This is a genomic window from Modestobacter sp. VKM Ac-2983 (assembly GCF_026967885.1).
Taxonomy (GTDB): Bacteria; Actinomycetota; Actinomycetes; order Mycobacteriales; family Geodermatophilaceae; genus Modestobacter.
Genome location: NZ_JAPVBK010000002.1, coordinates 898,530 through 913,417, shown reverse-complemented (window position 1 = coordinate 913,417; position 14,888 = coordinate 898,530). Strand labels below are relative to the sequence as shown.

The 14,888-nt window shown below is 72.8% G+C and carries 17 protein-coding genes; 6 read left to right on the top strand and 11 right to left on the bottom strand.

Annotated features, from left to right (window positions below; all coding sequences use genetic code 11):
• Positions 1 to 56 precede the first annotated feature (56 nt).
• Both O2W18_RS10780 and O2W18_RS10775 read right to left on the bottom strand, forming a co-directional pair.
• Entirely contained in the window at positions 57 to 578 is a 522-nt protein-coding gene (locus tag O2W18_RS10780) for a hypothetical protein (protein ID WP_269187526.1), read from the bottom strand.
• A gap of 10 nt (positions 579 to 588) precedes the next feature.
• The gene (locus O2W18_RS10775) at positions 589 to 1,389 is read right to left on the bottom strand and encodes a tyrosinase family protein (RefSeq protein ID WP_269187525.1); all 801 of its coding nucleotides are present in this window, start codon (positions 1,387 to 1,389) and stop codon (positions 589 to 591) included.
• A 164-nt stretch (positions 1,390 to 1,553) separates the two neighbouring features.
• On the opposite strand from O2W18_RS10775, the gene O2W18_RS10770 reads away from it, so the two are divergent.
• The 3 genes from O2W18_RS10770 (at position 1,554) to O2W18_RS10760 (ending at position 3,965) form a co-directional block, all read left to right on the top strand.
• Positions 1,554 to 2,450 carry a MerR family transcriptional regulator gene (locus O2W18_RS10770; RefSeq protein ID WP_269187524.1) on the top strand — a complete coding sequence of 299 codons (897 nt, stop codon included), beginning with the start codon at positions 1,554 to 1,556 and terminating at the stop codon, positions 2,448 to 2,450.
• A gap of 64 nt (positions 2,451 to 2,514) precedes the next feature.
• Positions 2,515 to 3,795, top strand: coding sequence for a glycerophosphodiester phosphodiesterase (locus O2W18_RS10765; protein ID WP_269187523.1), 1,281 nt, complete (start codon positions 2,515 to 2,517; stop codon positions 3,793 to 3,795).
• Positions 3,792 to 3,965, top strand: a complete 174-nt coding sequence (locus O2W18_RS10760) for a hypothetical protein (RefSeq protein WP_269187522.1) — start codon at positions 3,792 to 3,794, stop codon at positions 3,963 to 3,965. Before O2W18_RS10765 ends, O2W18_RS10760 begins: the two co-directional genes overlap by 4 nt.
• A 51-nt stretch (positions 3,966 to 4,016) precedes the next feature.
• On the opposite strand, the gene O2W18_RS10755 is transcribed toward O2W18_RS10760, so the two are convergent.
• Entirely contained in the window at positions 4,017 to 5,324 is a 1,308-nt protein-coding gene (locus O2W18_RS10755; RefSeq protein ID WP_269187521.1) for an acyltransferase family protein, read from the bottom strand.
• Between the two features lie 372 nt (positions 5,325 to 5,696).
• Here O2W18_RS10755 and O2W18_RS10750 point away from each other — a divergent pair, with 372 nt between their 5' ends.
• Positions 5,697 to 6,395 (top strand): TPM domain-containing protein, encoded by a 699-nt coding sequence (locus O2W18_RS10750; protein ID WP_269187520.1) that lies wholly within the window; start codon positions 5,697 to 5,699, stop codon positions 6,393 to 6,395.
• Positions 6,396 to 6,433: 38 nt separating this feature from the next.
• On the opposite strand, the gene O2W18_RS10745 is transcribed toward O2W18_RS10750, so the two are convergent.
• The 7 genes from O2W18_RS10745 to O2W18_RS10715 all read right to left on the bottom strand — a co-directional run bounded on the left by O2W18_RS10745 (position 6,434) and on the right by O2W18_RS10715 (position 12,955).
• Positions 6,434 to 7,480, bottom strand: a complete 1,047-nt coding sequence (locus O2W18_RS10745) for an isopenicillin N synthase family dioxygenase (RefSeq protein ID WP_269187519.1) — start codon at positions 7,478 to 7,480, stop codon at positions 6,434 to 6,436.
• Positions 7,477 to 8,568, bottom strand: a complete 1,092-nt coding sequence (add, locus tag O2W18_RS10740) for an adenosine deaminase (RefSeq protein ID WP_269187518.1) — start codon at positions 8,566 to 8,568, stop codon at positions 7,477 to 7,479. Before add ends, O2W18_RS10745 begins: the two co-directional genes overlap by 4 nt.
• The gene (locus O2W18_RS10735) at positions 8,565 to 9,395 is read right to left on the bottom strand and encodes an ABC transporter permease (protein ID WP_269187716.1); all 831 of its coding nucleotides are present in this window, start codon (positions 9,393 to 9,395) and stop codon (positions 8,565 to 8,567) included. Before O2W18_RS10735 ends, add begins: the two co-directional genes overlap by 4 nt.
• A 5-nt stretch (positions 9,396 to 9,400) precedes the next feature.
• On the bottom strand, positions 9,401 to 10,189 hold the full coding sequence (locus O2W18_RS10730) for an ABC transporter permease (RefSeq protein ID WP_269187517.1): 789 nt from the start codon (positions 10,187 to 10,189) through the stop codon (positions 9,401 to 9,403).
• 2 nt (positions 10,190 to 10,191) lie between these two features.
• On the bottom strand, positions 10,192 to 11,031 hold the full coding sequence (locus tag O2W18_RS10725) for an ABC transporter ATP-binding protein (protein WP_269187516.1): 840 nt from the start codon (positions 11,029 to 11,031) through the stop codon (positions 10,192 to 10,194).
• 29 nt (positions 11,032 to 11,060) lie between these two features.
• Positions 11,061 to 12,119, bottom strand: coding sequence for an ABC transporter substrate-binding protein (locus tag O2W18_RS10720; RefSeq protein WP_269187515.1), 1,059 nt, complete (start codon positions 12,117 to 12,119; stop codon positions 11,061 to 11,063).
• Positions 12,120 to 12,307: 188 nt separating this feature from the next.
• Positions 12,308 to 12,955 carry a class I SAM-dependent methyltransferase gene (locus O2W18_RS10715; protein ID WP_269187514.1) on the bottom strand — a complete coding sequence of 216 codons (648 nt, stop codon included), beginning with the start codon at positions 12,953 to 12,955 and terminating at the stop codon, positions 12,308 to 12,310.
• Between the two features lie 129 nt (positions 12,956 to 13,084).
• Here O2W18_RS10715 and O2W18_RS10710 point away from each other — a divergent pair, with 129 nt between their 5' ends.
• The gene (locus tag O2W18_RS10710; RefSeq protein WP_269187513.1) at positions 13,085 to 13,615 is read left to right on the top strand and encodes a cupredoxin domain-containing protein; all 531 of its coding nucleotides are present in this window, start codon (positions 13,085 to 13,087) and stop codon (positions 13,613 to 13,615) included.
• Positions 13,615 to 14,160, top strand: a complete 546-nt coding sequence (locus O2W18_RS10705; protein WP_269187512.1) for a hypothetical protein — start codon at positions 13,615 to 13,617, stop codon at positions 14,158 to 14,160. The genes O2W18_RS10710 and O2W18_RS10705 overlap by 1 nt, the downstream gene beginning before the upstream one ends.
• Here the strand turns inward: O2W18_RS10705 and O2W18_RS10700 are convergent.
• The gene (locus tag O2W18_RS10700; RefSeq protein ID WP_269187511.1) at positions 14,129 to 14,863 is read right to left on the bottom strand and encodes an SIMPL domain-containing protein; all 735 of its coding nucleotides are present in this window, start codon (positions 14,861 to 14,863) and stop codon (positions 14,129 to 14,131) included. The two genes, O2W18_RS10705 and O2W18_RS10700, sit on opposite strands and share 32 nt — an antisense overlap.
• Positions 14,864 to 14,888 lie beyond the last annotated feature (25 nt).

The following is a 14,888-nucleotide window of genomic DNA, read 5'->3' as shown; positions in this document are numbered from 1 at the left end:
GGCGCCACGCAGTAGGCGGGTCACTCCCCGCCCGGGCGGTCCGTTGGCTGGCGGGATCAGGTGGCGACCTGGTCGGCGTCGGTCGCCGTGAGGTAGGTCTGCAGGGTCAGGTCGTCGAAGTGCAGGAGCTCCGGGGCAGGGCCGCGGTCGGCGCGGCGTGGGGTCAGGGACACCGGCACCAGGGTGATCGTCTGCAACGCGTCGCCGGCGGCGAGGAGGCGCTGGAGCGCTCCGGTGATGGTGACGTAGGTGTCGAAGGACGTCAGCGGTGGCGCGAGCCGGAGGTCCTCGCCGGGGGCCGGGGCGTCGCAGTGCCCTTCGCCGCCGTAGCACCCGCCGTGGCCGAAGACGGTGTACCGGCCGGCGTAGCCATGCTCGGCCGTCCGGGGTGTGCCGGCGGTGGCGTCGGGGTCGTTGAGGAAGACCCGGACCTCGTAGGACGTGCTCGAGTGGTCGACGCCGGTGACGACCAGGTCGGCGCGGCTGAAGGGCGCTGGTGGGACGTCGCCGGGGAAGGCGAGGTCGATGACGCGGGTCTGGTCGTCCCGTCCGGTGCGTGCCTGCTCGAGCGTCGCCATCGCAGCCTCCTCAGCCGATGACCTGGGCGGCGTACTCGTAACCCAGGCTGGAGATGTCCAGGGTCTCGCGAACCGTCGTGGGGAACGGTGGCAGCGCGCGGTCGAGCAGCCTGGCCGGTGGGTCGCCGTTGCGCGGGGAGAGCTGCCAGAGGTACCACAGCCGGTCGATCATCGAGTGGTGCGCCCAGAAGACCGGGTCGAAGGCCGCGGTCGGCGCTGCGGACATCGCTCCCCCGACCCAGCCGTGGACGCCGTTGTGGATGCTCTCCAGGATCCGGCTGAAGTCGGTGAAGGTCGTGGCGCGCAGTGCGCGCTGCACGGTCGGGTCCCGCGGCAGTTCGTCGGGCTCCTCGGGGTCGCGCAACGTGATGGGGTCCGGGCCCTCGCTGATCGCGCCGGGGAGGTTCTCCCGCACGAGTTCGAGATCGTCGGGGCCGAGCACGACCGGGCCGGCGCTCAGCGGGTTCGTCGGGCCGTCCGTGGACGAGCTGAACGCGGTGGGCAGGCCTCGGTCGTGCGAGACCGCCGACGACCAGTCCCACCACGGGAGAGCCACCTCGACCGTCTCGTCCCCCCGCGCCCGGCGCAGGGCGGCGGTGAGCGCCCGTTCGACGTGGTAGAGGTACGCCCGGTGCCACGGCAGGAACAGTGCGGTCCCGTGTTCGCAGTAGACCGGGAGCGGCAGGCCGTGGATCCCGGCGAAGAACCCGAAGCCGCGGTCGTCGTCGATCTCGTAGAACGCCTGGAACGCCTCGCGCAGGTCGACAACCTCGGCCGGCGTCAGGTTCTCCGCGTTCTTCCGCAGCCCCACGGGCACACCTCCGCCGCATCGCTCCCGTCCTGCGGCCATCGTCGCCGCTGGCGGCCGGGGTGTCCATCACCTGCCGGGTCCCGACGGCACGGTCGTTGACCTCGCCCCAGGGGCCGGGGCCACGCTGTGCTGAGGACAGTCCCCGACCCAGGCCAGGAGAAACCGTGCACACCCATCTGAGCGCCGGTGAGTTCACCGCGCTGACCGGCTTGTCGGCCAAGGCGCTCCGGCTGTACGGGGAGCGAGGGGTCCTCTCCCCCGACGCCGTCGACCCGCAGACCAACTACCGCAGCTACTCCCCCGCGCAGTTGCGCCAGGGCATCACGGTGGACCTCCTCCGCCGCGCGAACGTGCCGGTGACCGAACTGACGCGATGGGCCGACTACCCCTTCGTCGAACGACGGCAGGAGCTGGCCCTGCTCCGAGCGATGGAGGACTTCTTCCTCGACGTGGCCGAGGAGATCAGCCGCTCCGACCCCGCACGCCTGGCTGCCCGGAGCACGCCGGCCGAACCCCTGCCCTGGGCGGGTGTCTCGTACGGGTTCCCGGTCCCCGGCGAGGCCCAGGAGCGCATCGAGGTGTTCGGTGCACAAGCCCTCCTCCTGCCGGCGGTCGACGCCGCGTTCGAGGAAGCCCTGACCGACCTGGGCCTGGCCCCGGCGACGCACCGGTGGACAGCAGTCCCCGAGACCACCGGCCCGGCAGCCGCCCAGCAGGCAGCCATGGTGATCGCCCGCCCCTGCTCCACCGACCTGTCGGCTGCCGGACGGCGGCACGTCGCCGAATGCGTCCGGCAGCAGTCCGGTGTCGAGGTCGGCGTCGTCACCGGCACCCTCCCCCGTCGGCTCGAGATCACCTTCCCGGTGGACGGCCTCGCCGAGCGCACCCTGGTGCAGGAGGCCGCGCACGACCATCAGCAGCTGCTCGCCTTCGCGCACCACTGCGCTCGCGAGGGACTGACCATGGTCGGGAAGTCGGCACGCCAGGTCGTCGCCGGTTCCTCGCTCAGCACACCGACTGCGCCACCGATCACCGTCTTCGACGCCCAGCCGAACGCCTGACGCAGCAGGGTGCGGTGACCGTGCCGCCGGCGCGCGATGACGAGCGGCAGGCTTAAGGTCGCGCGTGGACTTCGCCGACCTGAGCCGGCCGTTCGTCATCGCGCACCGCGGCGGGTCCCTGCAGGTGCCCGAGCACACGATGGAGGGCTACCGGTTCGCCGTGGGCCAGGGCCTCGAGGTCATCGAGCAGGACGTGGTGACGCTCGCCGACGGCGGCCTCGGCGTCATGCACGACGGCACCGTGGACCGCATGACCACCTCCAGCGGCAACGTCGCCGACCACACGTCGGTGACCTGGAAGCAGCTCGACATCGACGCCTCGGTCATCCTCGGCGGAGGCTGGTCCGACGGCCTGCGCCCGCCGCTGTTCGAGGAGGTGCTCACCGAGTTCGTCGGCCGCGTCCTCCTCTGCGCCGAGGCCAAGAGCAGCGACGCGATGGGGCCGATGATCGATGCGCTCGAACGACACGGGTTCAGCCCGGAGTCCGTGCTGCTCCAGTCCTTCGCCCTCGACGACTGCCGGCTGGCGCGCTCGCGGGGGTGGGGCGTCATCTGGCTGGGCAGCACCGACGCGGCCCGGGCCGCCGCCGAGGGCATCGGCTGGATCGGCCCGCCCGCGGGCCGCATCACCCCGGCGGTCTGCACGGCGGCACATGCGGCAGGAGTCGAGGTGGCGACCTACACGGTGAACCGGCGACATGAGCGGGACGCCGTCGTCGCGGCCGGCGTGGACGCGATCTTCTCCGACGACCCCCTCTACCTCGCGGGAGACGTGGGCCGCAGCGGCTCGGACCTGTTCGCGCATCGGACCTGGGTGCCCGGGATGCTGCCGGACACCAGCCGCGGCCGGTTCCACCCGGACGACGCGTCCTGGGGCCTCGACGTCTCCGACACCCTCCACTCCACGCTCCTGGGCTTCCTCGCACCGCCGGACCCCGAGACGTTCACGCTGGACCTCGACGTCCGGGTGGACCGGACGTGCCGCAGGGGCGGTGCGTTCGTCTTCCTGAGCACCGACGACCACCGGTACCGGCCGTCGTCCGCCTCGTCCCCCGGCGCCAACGGATATCGCTTCCTCCTGCGAGGGGACGGCGACCTGGACGTCGATCGGGTCGTCGACGGCGTCGCCACCACGCTGGCGTCCGCGCCGGGAGGAACGGCGCCGGCACCGGGCTCGTACGTCCCGCTGCAGATCACCGTCACCCGCTCGGGACTCTCCTTCGCGCGCACGGACGCCGGGGGCGAGAAGCTGACCGTGGCGGACGCCGCCTGCCGACCCGTACCCGTCGTCCACCTCGGCAGCGCGTTCGCCGGGGCCCGTTTCAGGAACCTGGTGTTCACATGACCGACCCGCAGGAACGCCCGGGCCACGGCCCCGCCGACCCCGAGGGCTACCTCATCGAACGGACCCTGGACGGCTACCGGTGGACCTGCCGCGCGGACGGCCGCACCGCCGGGCCGTTCCGCAGTCGCGACGAGGCCGTCGTCTCCGCCGAGGCGGACGAGCGCGCCTGAGGCCACGGGGAGGCCGGGTGTGCGAGCACGCCGCGGCACGTCTCCCCGCGCTCAGCCCTTGCGGTGGGCACCACGGTGCCCCGTCGTCGGCGCGGCCAACACCCTCCGGCGAACGGCGCCGGCAGCCTCGGCGACGAGCTCCTCGAACGGGCCTCGGGCGTGGTCGCGGCTCCAGAGGAGGGCGAACGCCACCAGCAGCGCGACCTGCACGAGGAAGCCGATCGGCCCACCGGGGACGGCAGGCGCGCTGAGCATCACCAGGTGCATGCAGTAGAGGGTCAGCGTCATGCTCCCGGCTGCAGCCAGGGGGCGCAGCAGCGTGGTCGTCATGCGCCCGAGCAGGATGCAGGCGCCGAGCACCACCAGCGCCACGCCGATCGTGTGCGCGAGGTCCAGCGACGTGCTGGAGTGCGGCGCCATCGTGGCCAGCCACCAGCCGGTGTCCGTCGGGGTCGTCCCGTTCCACCCGGACGTCGTGACGTCGGCGTACTCCTGCGCCGTCATCGACTGCAGGGCCACCTGCTCGAGCCGCGACCGGCCACCGACCACGTCGAGCAACAGCCAGGACACGGTCAGCGAGACGACGACCAGGGCGGTACCGACCAGGATCACCGCCCCCACGACTGCCCGGCTGGAGAGCGCGACGCGGCCGACGGCGAGTCCGACGCACAGGTAGGCCAGCCACGCCAGCGCCGGGTACTGACCGGTGACGGTCAGCTCCACCAGCGCCTGCAGCGGGTGGTCGACCAGGTCGGTGACGGTCATGTTGGGGACGACCACCGGTTCCGTGCCGGCTCGGAGCAGATGGCTGAGCCCGGGCACGGCGAGCACGACCACCGTCGCCAGCGCCACCAGCGCACGGCTGGACAGGGACAACAGCGGGACGGCCAGCACGAACAGGACGGCGTAGTACGGGAGGATCACCCCGGCCGAGTCCGTCGGGACCAGGTGGCCGAGAGCCAGCCCGACCGCGCCGATGATCAGGGCGCGGACCAGCAGCGCCGCCGCCTGGGCCGTCCACGTCCGTCCCGTCGGCCGTCGCCGGCGGCCGCCACTGGCGAAGGCGATGCCCACCCCCGCCAGCAGGGCGAACAGCGCCGCCGCCTTGCCGGCCGACAGGGTCCAGGCCAGGGACGCCGTCCCGTCCGCGTCGGTCGCCTCGAACACGTGCACCGCGATCATCCCCACCAGGGCGATGCCACGGGCAGCGTCGATGCCGACCAGCCGGGGCGTCGACCGCACCGACTGGTCGGTGCTCGACGGCGTCCCGGGCACGTCGCCCGCCGGGACCGGGTCACAGGCGTGCGGGAGCCCTGGCAGGTCACCGCCGGACGGCACCACCGCCGGCGCCGCGGTCACCGTCGATCCCGGCCTCTCCCGCTCCACCGGCCTGACGTCGCGTGACGATGGCATTGGCTCACTCTCCGCATGGCTGGGCATCCCGACTCGGTGCCAGGACCGAGTCGTCGTCCCGCGCACGACGAGCGTTCGCAGCGCGGTCACACAGCGGATGTCCCAGCCGGCCAGGTCACGTCCCGTCACCGGTGGGCGCCTCGACGTGGCGGGACCATGCGGTCGGCCGGCGCCAGGCTGCTGCGCGTCGCCGCTCCACATGCGGGGCCGTCCGGTGAGGACGGCGACCCATCCGGGAACGCCGGCCGCGCCGAACCCTGGACGGGTCATCCGACCCGTGATCGGTTCTCACGTCGCCTGGACCTCGGAGTTGGTGGGATGCGCAGGACATGGACGGTCCTCGGTGCACTGGTGCTCGTGCTCCTCGCTGCCGGGCCGGCGTCGGCCGGCCCGCCGAGGCAGGTGTCGGGGCAGCTCACGGACGACAGCGTCGTGATCGGCGCGGCCGGTCGACAGGTCGTCACGCAGGCCGCGGACCGGCTGGAGGCCGAACGCGACATCGGTCTCCACGCCGTCTTCGTCTCCGACTTCGACGCGGTGCCGGCCGGTGAATGGGCGCGACGGACCGCCGAGCTGTCCGGGCTCGGGAACTCGGACCTCCTCCTGGCCGTGGCCGTCGGCGGGGGCACCTACGACTACGGGTGGTGGGTGGCCGAGGGGTTCCCGCTGCCGGTGGCGGACGTCGACGCCGTGCTGGCCAGTGAGGTGAGCCCGGACCTGGCGGCGCGAGAGTGGACCGACGCGCTCGTCACGCTGGCCGGACAGCTCCAGTCCCTCGCCGAGACGTCGACGGGCTCTGGGACGGCGGCCGGCTCGCAGGAACCGACCGGGCCCGGCACAGCGTCCGGCGCAGACACGGCGACGGACGTCGACACGGCGGCGAACGGAGAGACGCCGGGCAACACACTGCCGTGGTCGGGGGCGACCGCGCTCGTGGTGATGGGCGTCTTCGCGGTGGTGCTGCTGAGCGCGCACCTCCTGTCGCGCCGCGGGCCCCCGGGCTCTCCGACCCCGTAGCCGGCGGTCGCGGGCGCGGCTGACCGCCCGTCCGGCCCTCAGGCGCTGCCCTGCGCTGCCAGCACCCGGGCGGCCTCACGTTCGGCCTCGGTGTTGGCCACCCCCGCCCGGGAGCCGGCGAGCTTGGCGCGGATGTGCTCGCCGACGGTGATCGGCGAGTACGGCGACCCGCCGCCCACGCAGGTCGGCAGGGTCTCGATGACGGCGTCGATGTTGCCGTCGTGGAAGAACGCCGCACTGCGCCGCCGCTGGATGCTGCCGTCGACGATCGGCGGCTTGACCCGGTGCAGGGTCGACATCCAGCGCTCGTTGGTCCACCGCGCCATCAGGTCGCCCAGGTTGATCAGCAGTGCGCCATCGGCGGGCTGGACGTCGTGCCAGCCCCCGTCGCGCCCCAGCACCTGGAGCCCCGCGACCTGGTCGGCCCAGAGCACGGTGACGATGCCGTAGTCGGTGTGCTCCCCCATGCCGGTCAGATCGCCGTCGAGCTCCAGCTCTCCGGGCTCCAGGGCGTAGTTGTTCATCCTCAGCACGTCGAGGCTGTGGTCGGTGTAGTGCTCGAAGAAGCCGGCCGGCAGGCCCAGTGCATCGGCGAACATCGACGTCAGGGTCCGGGCCACACGGGACGCCTCGGCGGAGTAGGCGGAGACGGCGCTGCGGAACGACGAGGCCTCGGCCGGCCACACGTTCTCCGGGTAGTCGGCCGCGGGCAGCTCGAGCCCCGGGAAGTCCGACACCGCGGCCCCGACGTTGAACGCCTCGAAGAAGTCGTGCATCCGGTTGGACGGCGCGAGGCCGAGGCTCAGGCTGAGCGACTCCGTCTTGGGCGGTGCGTAGCCCCGGTTGATCTCCGGCGGCGTCCGGTACTGCTCCTTGACCTCCAGTGGCAGGAGGAAGAACTCGTCGAGGGCGGCCGCGAACGCGTCGGTGACGGCGGTCGGGATGCCGTGACCGAGAACCTGGACGAAGCCCACGGTGCGGGCTGCCTCGTCGAAGGCCGCCGCCGTGGCTGCGCGCTGCTCCGGAGTGCCGGGGCCGACGTAGGAGGAGATGTCGACGGTCGGGACGTGGAACGCGGTGGTCATGCTCGGTCCTCCTGGACGGGTGGGGGTGCATCGGCAGTGGTGGCCACCGCGGCCTCGACGCGGGCGAGCAGGCCGGCCTTGTCCGTCTCGTCGAGCCAGCAGCCCTCGACGGCGTTGCGGGTGAACGCGGCGAGCTGGTCGCGGCGGTAGCCGAGCGCGTGCGCGAGGACGCGGAAGTCGTGGGTCGGGTCGGTGCCGAACATCGGTGGGTCGTCGCTGTCGATGGTCACGCAGAGCCCGGCGTCGACCATCTCCGCGATCCGGCGGTGGCTGCCGTCCCCGCTGCCGGAGTAGCGACCGATGTCGGAGCTGACCGGGGTGCAGGTGAACGGCACCCGCTCGGCCACGCACCGCGCAGTGAGGACCGGGTCGTCCACCACGTGGTAGCCGTGGTCGACCCGGCTGCAGCCGAGCTGGTCGAGCAGGACCTCGACGTGCTGCGGCGGGCCGGACTCCGAGTGCGCCGTCCGCTGCAGGCCGTGCCGCGCCGCCAGCCGGTAGGCCTCGACGAAACGGCCCGGCGGCCCGTCGACCTCGGCGTAGTCGAGCCCGATTCCGAGCACCTCGTCGGCGCGGTGCGCCACCACCTGCTCGACCAGCTCCGCGGCGGCGGCGCCGCTGCGCTCCCGGCAGAGGCCGACGATGAAGGCGGCCCGGACACCGGTGTCGGCCTCCGCGTCCCGGGCCCCGGCGAGCACGCCCTCCAGGATCCGGCGGTACGGCACGCCGGGGTGGCCGGGCGGGCTCAGGTGGACCTCCCGGTAGAGCACCCCGTGGTCGGCGCCACCGGCGGTCAGCGACTCGTAGGTGACCCGGCGGAAGTCGTCGACGTCGCGGATCAGCGAGCCCACCACGTCGAGCACGCGGAGGAACTCACCGAGGTCGGCGTGGCTGTGGTGGTCGTACAGCTCCTCGGCGGACCGGCCGAGCGCGACGCCGTGCTTCCGGGCGAGGTCGAGCACGGTCTGCGGGGCCACGCTGCCGATGAGGTGGCAGTGCAGGCTGACCTTCGGCAGCGCGGCGACCATCGCGTCGATGGCCGGGTCGGCCGGCACGGGCGTCGAGTGCACCGTGGTCGCCAGGCTCACCGCTGACCCGCCGCGCGGCCGAACCGGCTGAGCACCGCGGTCTCGAGCAGCTGGGCGAGCAGGTAGAGCAGCAGTGCGGTCAGGGTGATGGCCACGACCAACGCCCAGACGCGGGTGTTCTGCGACCGGTTGGCGGCGGACACGACGGCGTACCCGATGCCCTTCCCGGTGGCCAGCCACTCGGCGAGGAGCGCGCCGGTCAGTGCCCCGGGCACCGCGATCCGCACGGAGGCGAAGAGCGCGGGCAGCGCGGACGGGAAGCCGACCTTGAGCAGCACGGTCGAGGGCGACCCGCCGTAGACGAGCACGAGGTCCCGCATCTGCGGGGTGACCGAGCGCAGCCCGGCCACGATGTTCACCAGGGCCGGGAAGAGGACGACGATGGCGCTCATGAGCGCGACGACGGCGTAGCCGCGGCCGACGAGCAGGATCAGGATGGGCGCCAGCGCGATGAGCGGGACGGTCTGCAGCACCACCGCGGCCGGCATCACGGCCCCCTCCAGCAGCCTGTACCGGACGACGACCGCCGACAGCACGATCGCGGTCAGCATGCCGGCGGCGAACCCGACCGCGGCGTCGATCAACGTCTGCTGCAACAGCGTCCAGATCTCCGCGCGCAGCTCCACCGAGTCCGCGTCCCCGAAGAGACTGGTCCACACCTCCGCCGGGGTCTTGCCGACGTACGTCGAGACGTCCCAGACCCGCAGCGCGGCGATCCAGAGGAGCACCACCACACCCAGGACGAGCACGGTGGTGGCCACCTGGCGGAGCACGGAGCGCAGCAGCGACCCGGTCCCGCCGGTGACCCGGTCGGTACCGGGCAGCATCGTGCTCACGACGCCGCTCCCTTCGACCACGGCGTGACCACCCGGCCGACCAGACCCAGGACGGCGTAGACCGTCCCGGCCACCAGTGCGCAGCCGATCCCCACCGCCCACGCCTGCTCGACGTCGACGTTCTGCTGGGCGATCTTGAGGATGAGCGCGACGCCGCGCTGCACCCCGCCGACGTACTCGCCGAGGATCGCGCCGAGGAAGGCAGCCGGCGCGCCGATCCGCATGGCGGCGAGGATCGAGGGCAGGGCCGAGACCAGCTGCACCTTCTGCAGCTGCCGGACCCGGCCGCCACCGAAGACCCGCACCACGTCGAGGCTGGCCCGATCGGCGGAGCGGAGCCCGAGCACGGTGCCGACGACGGTGGTGAAGAAGACCGCCAGGGCGGCGAGCGCGGTGGCGGTGCCGGAGCGCTCGCCCTCGTCCGGGTTGCCGATGACGATGAACAGCACGGGTGCGATGGCGACCAGGGGCACGCAGTAGCTCATCACCGCCACCTGCATGAGGACCGGCTCGGCGACGGGGAACAGGAGCACCAGGGAGGCGACGACCAGGCCGGCCAGAGTGCCGTAGAGGAAACCGACCGAGGCCTCCTGGAGCGTCATCCCGAAGTGCAGCGACCAGAAGCCCCACCCGTCCTCGACCGCGGTGGTGAGCACGCCGTCCGGGGTCGGCACCCGCGCGCCGGACAGCACGGTGAGCGCGGCCAGCCACCACACGGCGACCAACGCGAGGATGCCGACCGCGCCGGTGCGCAGGGAGCGGATCGACTCACGCGAGAGGTGCACGCTCAGCCCTCCCCCGGTGCGGCGGACGCCCCGCCGAACAGCAGCTCCGAGGCCCGGTCGTGCAGGGCGTGGAACTCCGGTGTCCGCATCAGGTCCGGGGTCCGCGGTCGGGGCAGGTCGACCTGCAGGACCTCCTGCACCCGCCCGGGGCGCGCGCTCATCACGGCGACCTGGTCCGAGAGGAAGACCGCCTCCGAGATGCTGTGGGTGACCATCAGCGTGGTCGCCGGCTTCTCCGTCCAGATCCGCAGCAGCTCCACGTTGAGCCGTTGCCGCGTCATGTCGTCCAGCGCGCCGAAGGGCTCGTCGAGCAGCAGGACCGACGGGGTGACGACGAGGGCCCGGGCGATCGACACGCGTTGGCGCATGCCGCCCGACAGCTGGGCCGGCTTCGCCTTCTCGAAGCCCCTGAGGCCGACCAGCTCGATCAGCTCGCCCACCAGCGCGTCGTCCGGCTTCTGCCCCGAGACCTCGAAGGGCAGCCGGATGTTGGACAGCACCGACCGCCACGGCAGCAGGGCGGAGTCCTGGAAGGCGATCCCCAGTTCGTTGCCGCGGCGGAGCTGAAGCGGCGTCCGGCCCTCCACGAGCGCGGAGCCGGACGTCGGCTCCTCCAGCCCCGCGAGGATCCGCAGGATCGTGGACTTCCCGCAGCCCGACGGACCGAGCAGCGACAGGAAGCTGCCCTTGTCCGTCCACAGGGTGGCGTCCTCCAAGGCGGCGACCGTACGGCGGCCGACCCGGAAGTCCTTGCTCAGGTGGTCGATCCGTACGCCGGTGCCGATCGAGCGAGCCGCTCCCCCGGTGACCGCGCTCGTCGACGCCTCTGCGACCTGGGCCATGTCGAACCTCTCCGTCGCGTCCGGCCGGGTCAGGAGGGCAGCTCGGTGAGCTCGGGCTTCTCCTCGAGCAGCTCCTCGAGCAGCGACAGGTCGAAGAGATCGGCGGCCTCGAGGTCGATGCCGGCAGCCTCCAGGGTGGCCATGTTCTGCTCGATCAGCTCGTCGGAGATGGTGAACAGGCCGTTCGCCTCGACGTCGGGTGTGACGATCAGGCCGGCCTGCACCTCCGACTGCTCGAGCTCCTTCTCCATGTCCAGCTGCAGGTCACTGCCGTACTCCTCGACCGCCATCCGCGCGCCCTCGGTGGGGTCCGCGAGCGCGTCCTGCCAGCCGCGGATCTCCGCCTCGAGGAACGCCTTCACCTTCTCCGGCTCCTCCGCGATCATGCGGTCGGTGGTGATGACCGACTCGGCGACGAAGGGCAGCCCGTTGTCCGCGAAGGGCAGGTTGGTCACCTCGATGCCCAGCGACTGGACGGTGATGGACTCGTTGGTCAGGTAGGCCAGGAAGCCGTCGACCTCGCCGTCGACGAGCGGTGCCGGGTCGTACTCGACGGGGACCTTCTGCACGTCGGCCGGGTCGATGCCGTTCACCTCGAGCAGCGCGTCGAAGAGCGTCTCGTTGCCGCCGGCCTGGACGCCGATCGTCTTGCCCACCAGGTCCTGGGGCGTCGCGATGTTCCCGCCGTCCGCACGCGAGAGGATCGTGAACGGGTTCTTCTGGAACTTGGTGCCCACGATCTTGAGCGGCGCGTCCTCCTCGGCGATCACCTGGGCGGCGGAGACGGCGTTGCTGAGACCGAAGTCGGCGTCCTCGGTGGCGACGAGCGTCTCGATGGCCCCCGGCCCGGGGTCCATCGTCACCGAGCCGAACCCGGCGTCCTGGTAGTAGCCCTGGCTGTCGGCGAAGAACTCACCGGCGAACTCGGCGTTCTTGATCCACGACAACTGGAGCGTGAGGTCGCCGAGGTCGCCCTCCCCGCCGCTGGCGGCTGCGGCGGTCTCGTCGTCGGACCCGCAGGCGGTGAGCACGAGGGCCGCGGCGGTGAGCAGTGCTCCGGCGCGCACGGCGCGGTGGCGGAAGGTCATGGGGTGCTCCGTCTCTCAGCCACACCCTCGGCGGGGTGGGGGGTGCCGTCCGGCGTGGGGTTCGACCGAAAGCTAGGAGCGGGTCGTTTCGCGGTTCGACCCCAGGCGTTTCGCGTCGGTTAACCCGCTCGACCCGCGCTCCCCGGAGACGGCTTGACCGACAGGGACGAGGAGATCGGGGCTCCGGGCTACGCCCGCCGGGCCGTGCCGATGACGTGCGGTGCCATGGGCAGGGGCACCCGGGTGTCCGGCATGCGGCAGCGCTGCATGCGCTCCACGGTGAAGCCGGCCGCGGTGATCGCCGCGGCGGTGTCGCGTCCGACGTGGCACCCGCCGGCGAACAGCGGCCACACGGTCCGGTCGAGTGCGTCCTGCACGACCGTCAGCGGCTGCCGCTCGGCCCGGACGTGCTCCCAGAAGACCAGCCGCCCGCCGGGTCGCAGCACTCGGTGCAGCTCCGACAGCGCGCGCGGCTGGTCGGCCACGCTGCACAGGACCAGCGTGCTGACGGCGGTGTCGAACTCGCCGTCGCCTGCGGGCAGGGCCTCCGCCGTGCCGTCCACCACGCGCACCGGCACGGGTGCTCGTCCAGCGGCCTGCTCGGCCAGTCCGCGCAGGTACCGCTCCGGCTCGACGGCGACCACCTCGGTGACCGCGGGCGGGTAGTGCGCGAAGTTGGTGCCGGATCCCGCTCCGACCTCCAGCACCCGACCGGCCGCGGCGGCGAGCACCCTCCCCCGGACCTCGGCCAGGCCAGATCGCTCCCCCGCCGCGGCGAGCCGGCCGAAGACCCGGGCGAACACGGGATGGTGGACAGCAGCGGGAGCGGACGGCACCGCCCCAGCATCCCGAACAGCCCCGCGACTCGGGAAGCCGCTCCTCCAGTGAACCGGAAGGGCCTCGCTCGCCGAAGGCCGTGTGACAGCCCTTCCTCCGGGGAGAGCGCACCGTCCTGAGGAGCATCCGTGCCGATCACCTCCCCCTCCCGCAGCGCCAGCACACGCGCCGTCCTCCACCGGCGGGTGGCTCGACCGGCGGCGGCGCTCACCCTGGCCGTGACCGTCGCTGCGCTGAGCTCCTGCTCCGCCGACTCCGACGCGCCCGCCAGCGCGGCTCCCACCGCGACCGCCGAGCAGCCCGAGACCTCGACCGCGGAGCAGTCCGAGACCGCCCCGGAGGGATCGGACGCCGGCTCGGCGACCCCGGCGTCCGTGGGCGGCGACCTCTCGGCGTCCCTGGTCGACTTCGCCGTCGAACTGCCCGACCAGGAACTGGAGGCGGGCAGCTACACGATCGAGGTGGCCAACGACGGCTCTGCCAGCCACGACCTGGTGATCGAGGACGCCGCCGGATCCGAGGTCGCTGCCAGCGAGATCCTGTCGCCGGGGCAGTCGGGGACCATCGAGGTGGACCTGGCGCCGGGCGAGTACGTCTTCTACTGCTCCGTGGGCAACCACCGGGGCATGGGCATGGAACTCACCGTCACGGTCGTGTGATGACCACCCTGGCATCCCCGCGCTCGGACACCCTGACCTGGGCACTCCGGGTGCTCGGGGCCCTCCTCCTGGCCGCCATGGCCGCTGTCCACGCCCACCTGTGGCAGCAGGGCTACGACGGCATCCCGGTCATCGGGCCGTCCTTCCTGGTCAACGCCGCACTCGGCCTGCTCGGCGCGCTCGCGCTCGTCGTCGCAGCGCGCCGCTGGCTGCCCTGGGTCGCGGCGGCCGGAGCCGCGCTCGCCGTCGGCTCCCTCGGCGCGCTCATCGTGTCCACGACCGTGGGCCTGTTCGGCTTCGTGGAGTCCACCAGCGCGCTGCTGTGGTGGGAGTCGTTCTGGATCGAGGCAGCGGCGGTCGTCGTGCTGGTGGCCCTCACGAGTCGGGCCGTCCACCGACACGATCAGTCCCCGGACCGACCGACATGGCTCCCTGGTCCCGACGGACCACCTCCCCCGCGTGCGCGGCGACGCCGACTGGTGCGCGTTCGCCAGGGTCCGTCCCAAGAGCCGGTCAGCGCAGCGACCAGCGGACCTGGGCCGTGACCGCCACGGTCGACGACCCGGGAGCCAACGGCACCGCCTCGGCCGCCGCCGCGTCGGCGCCCGCGAACGGCATCGGACCGGGCGACGACACCTGCTCCCGGATCTCCACGACCTCGCCGAGTTCCCGGCCCGCCAGCTCCGCGTACTGCTCCGCCTTCTGCCGGGCAACGGCCAGAGCCTCCGCACGGGCCTCCGCCTCCAGGCCCGCGTCGTCCTCCAGCGCGTAGGAGACACCCCGCAGTCGGGCAGCGTCACCGCCGGCGTCCACCAGTGCCCCGATCGTCTCCCCCGCCTCCTGGACGTCGCGCAGTGTCACCGCGAGGTCCTGCCGGGCTGTGTACCCGGTCGGTTCCCGCCCGTCTTCGGCGTAGGCCTGATCGATGGACAGGTTCACCGTCTGGACGTCGCGCTCGGGCACCTCCTGGGCGCGGAGCGCGTCGAAGATGCGCAGTACCGCGGCGTCCGCCTGGTCGAGGGCCTCCTGCACCGTCTCGGCCGTCGCCTCGACGCCGACGGTGACCCGCAGGACGTCGGGTGCGCCCGTGGCCGTGCCGACCCCCTCGACCTGCACAGCCGCGTCGGGAGGAGGCTCCGCCGGTGCGGCACGGACGGCCTGCGGGCGATCGAGGAGGGTGACAGCCGCCACCGTGCCCACGACGGCCACGAGGACGAGCACCAGGTGGCGGATGCGGCGATGCGACACGGGAGCCTCCGGTGTCCGACGGTGT

What these genes read in the sequence shown, in the direction of transcription:
- O2W18_RS10750 (WP_269187520.1), top strand. Translation starts at nt 5,697, where the DNA reads ATGCGCAGGACATGGACGGTCCTCGGTGCACTGGTGCTCGTGCTCCTC.
- O2W18_RS10760 (WP_269187522.1), top strand. Translation starts at nt 3,792, where the DNA reads ATGACCGACCCGCAGGAACGCCCGGGCCACGGCCCCGCCGACCCCGAG.
- O2W18_RS10745 (WP_269187519.1), bottom strand. Translation starts at nt 7,480, where the DNA reads ATGACCACCGCGTTCCACGTCCCGACCGTCGACATCTCCTCCTACGTC.
- O2W18_RS10720 (WP_269187515.1), bottom strand. Translation starts at nt 12,119, where the DNA reads ATGACCTTCCGCCACCGCGCCGTGCGCGCCGGAGCACTGCTCACCGCC.
- O2W18_RS10735 (WP_269187716.1), bottom strand. Translation starts at nt 9,395, where the DNA reads ATGCTGCCCGGTACCGACCGGGTCACCGGCGGGACCGGGTCGCTGCTG.
- O2W18_RS10705 (WP_269187512.1), top strand. Translation starts at nt 13,615, where the DNA reads ATGACCACCCTGGCATCCCCGCGCTCGGACACCCTGACCTGGGCACTC.
- O2W18_RS10780 (WP_269187526.1), bottom strand. Translation starts at nt 578, where the DNA reads ATGGCGACGCTCGAGCAGGCACGCACCGGACGGGACGACCAGACCCGC.
- O2W18_RS10725 (WP_269187516.1), bottom strand. Translation starts at nt 11,031, where the DNA reads ATGGCCCAGGTCGCAGAGGCGTCGACGAGCGCGGTCACCGGGGGAGCG.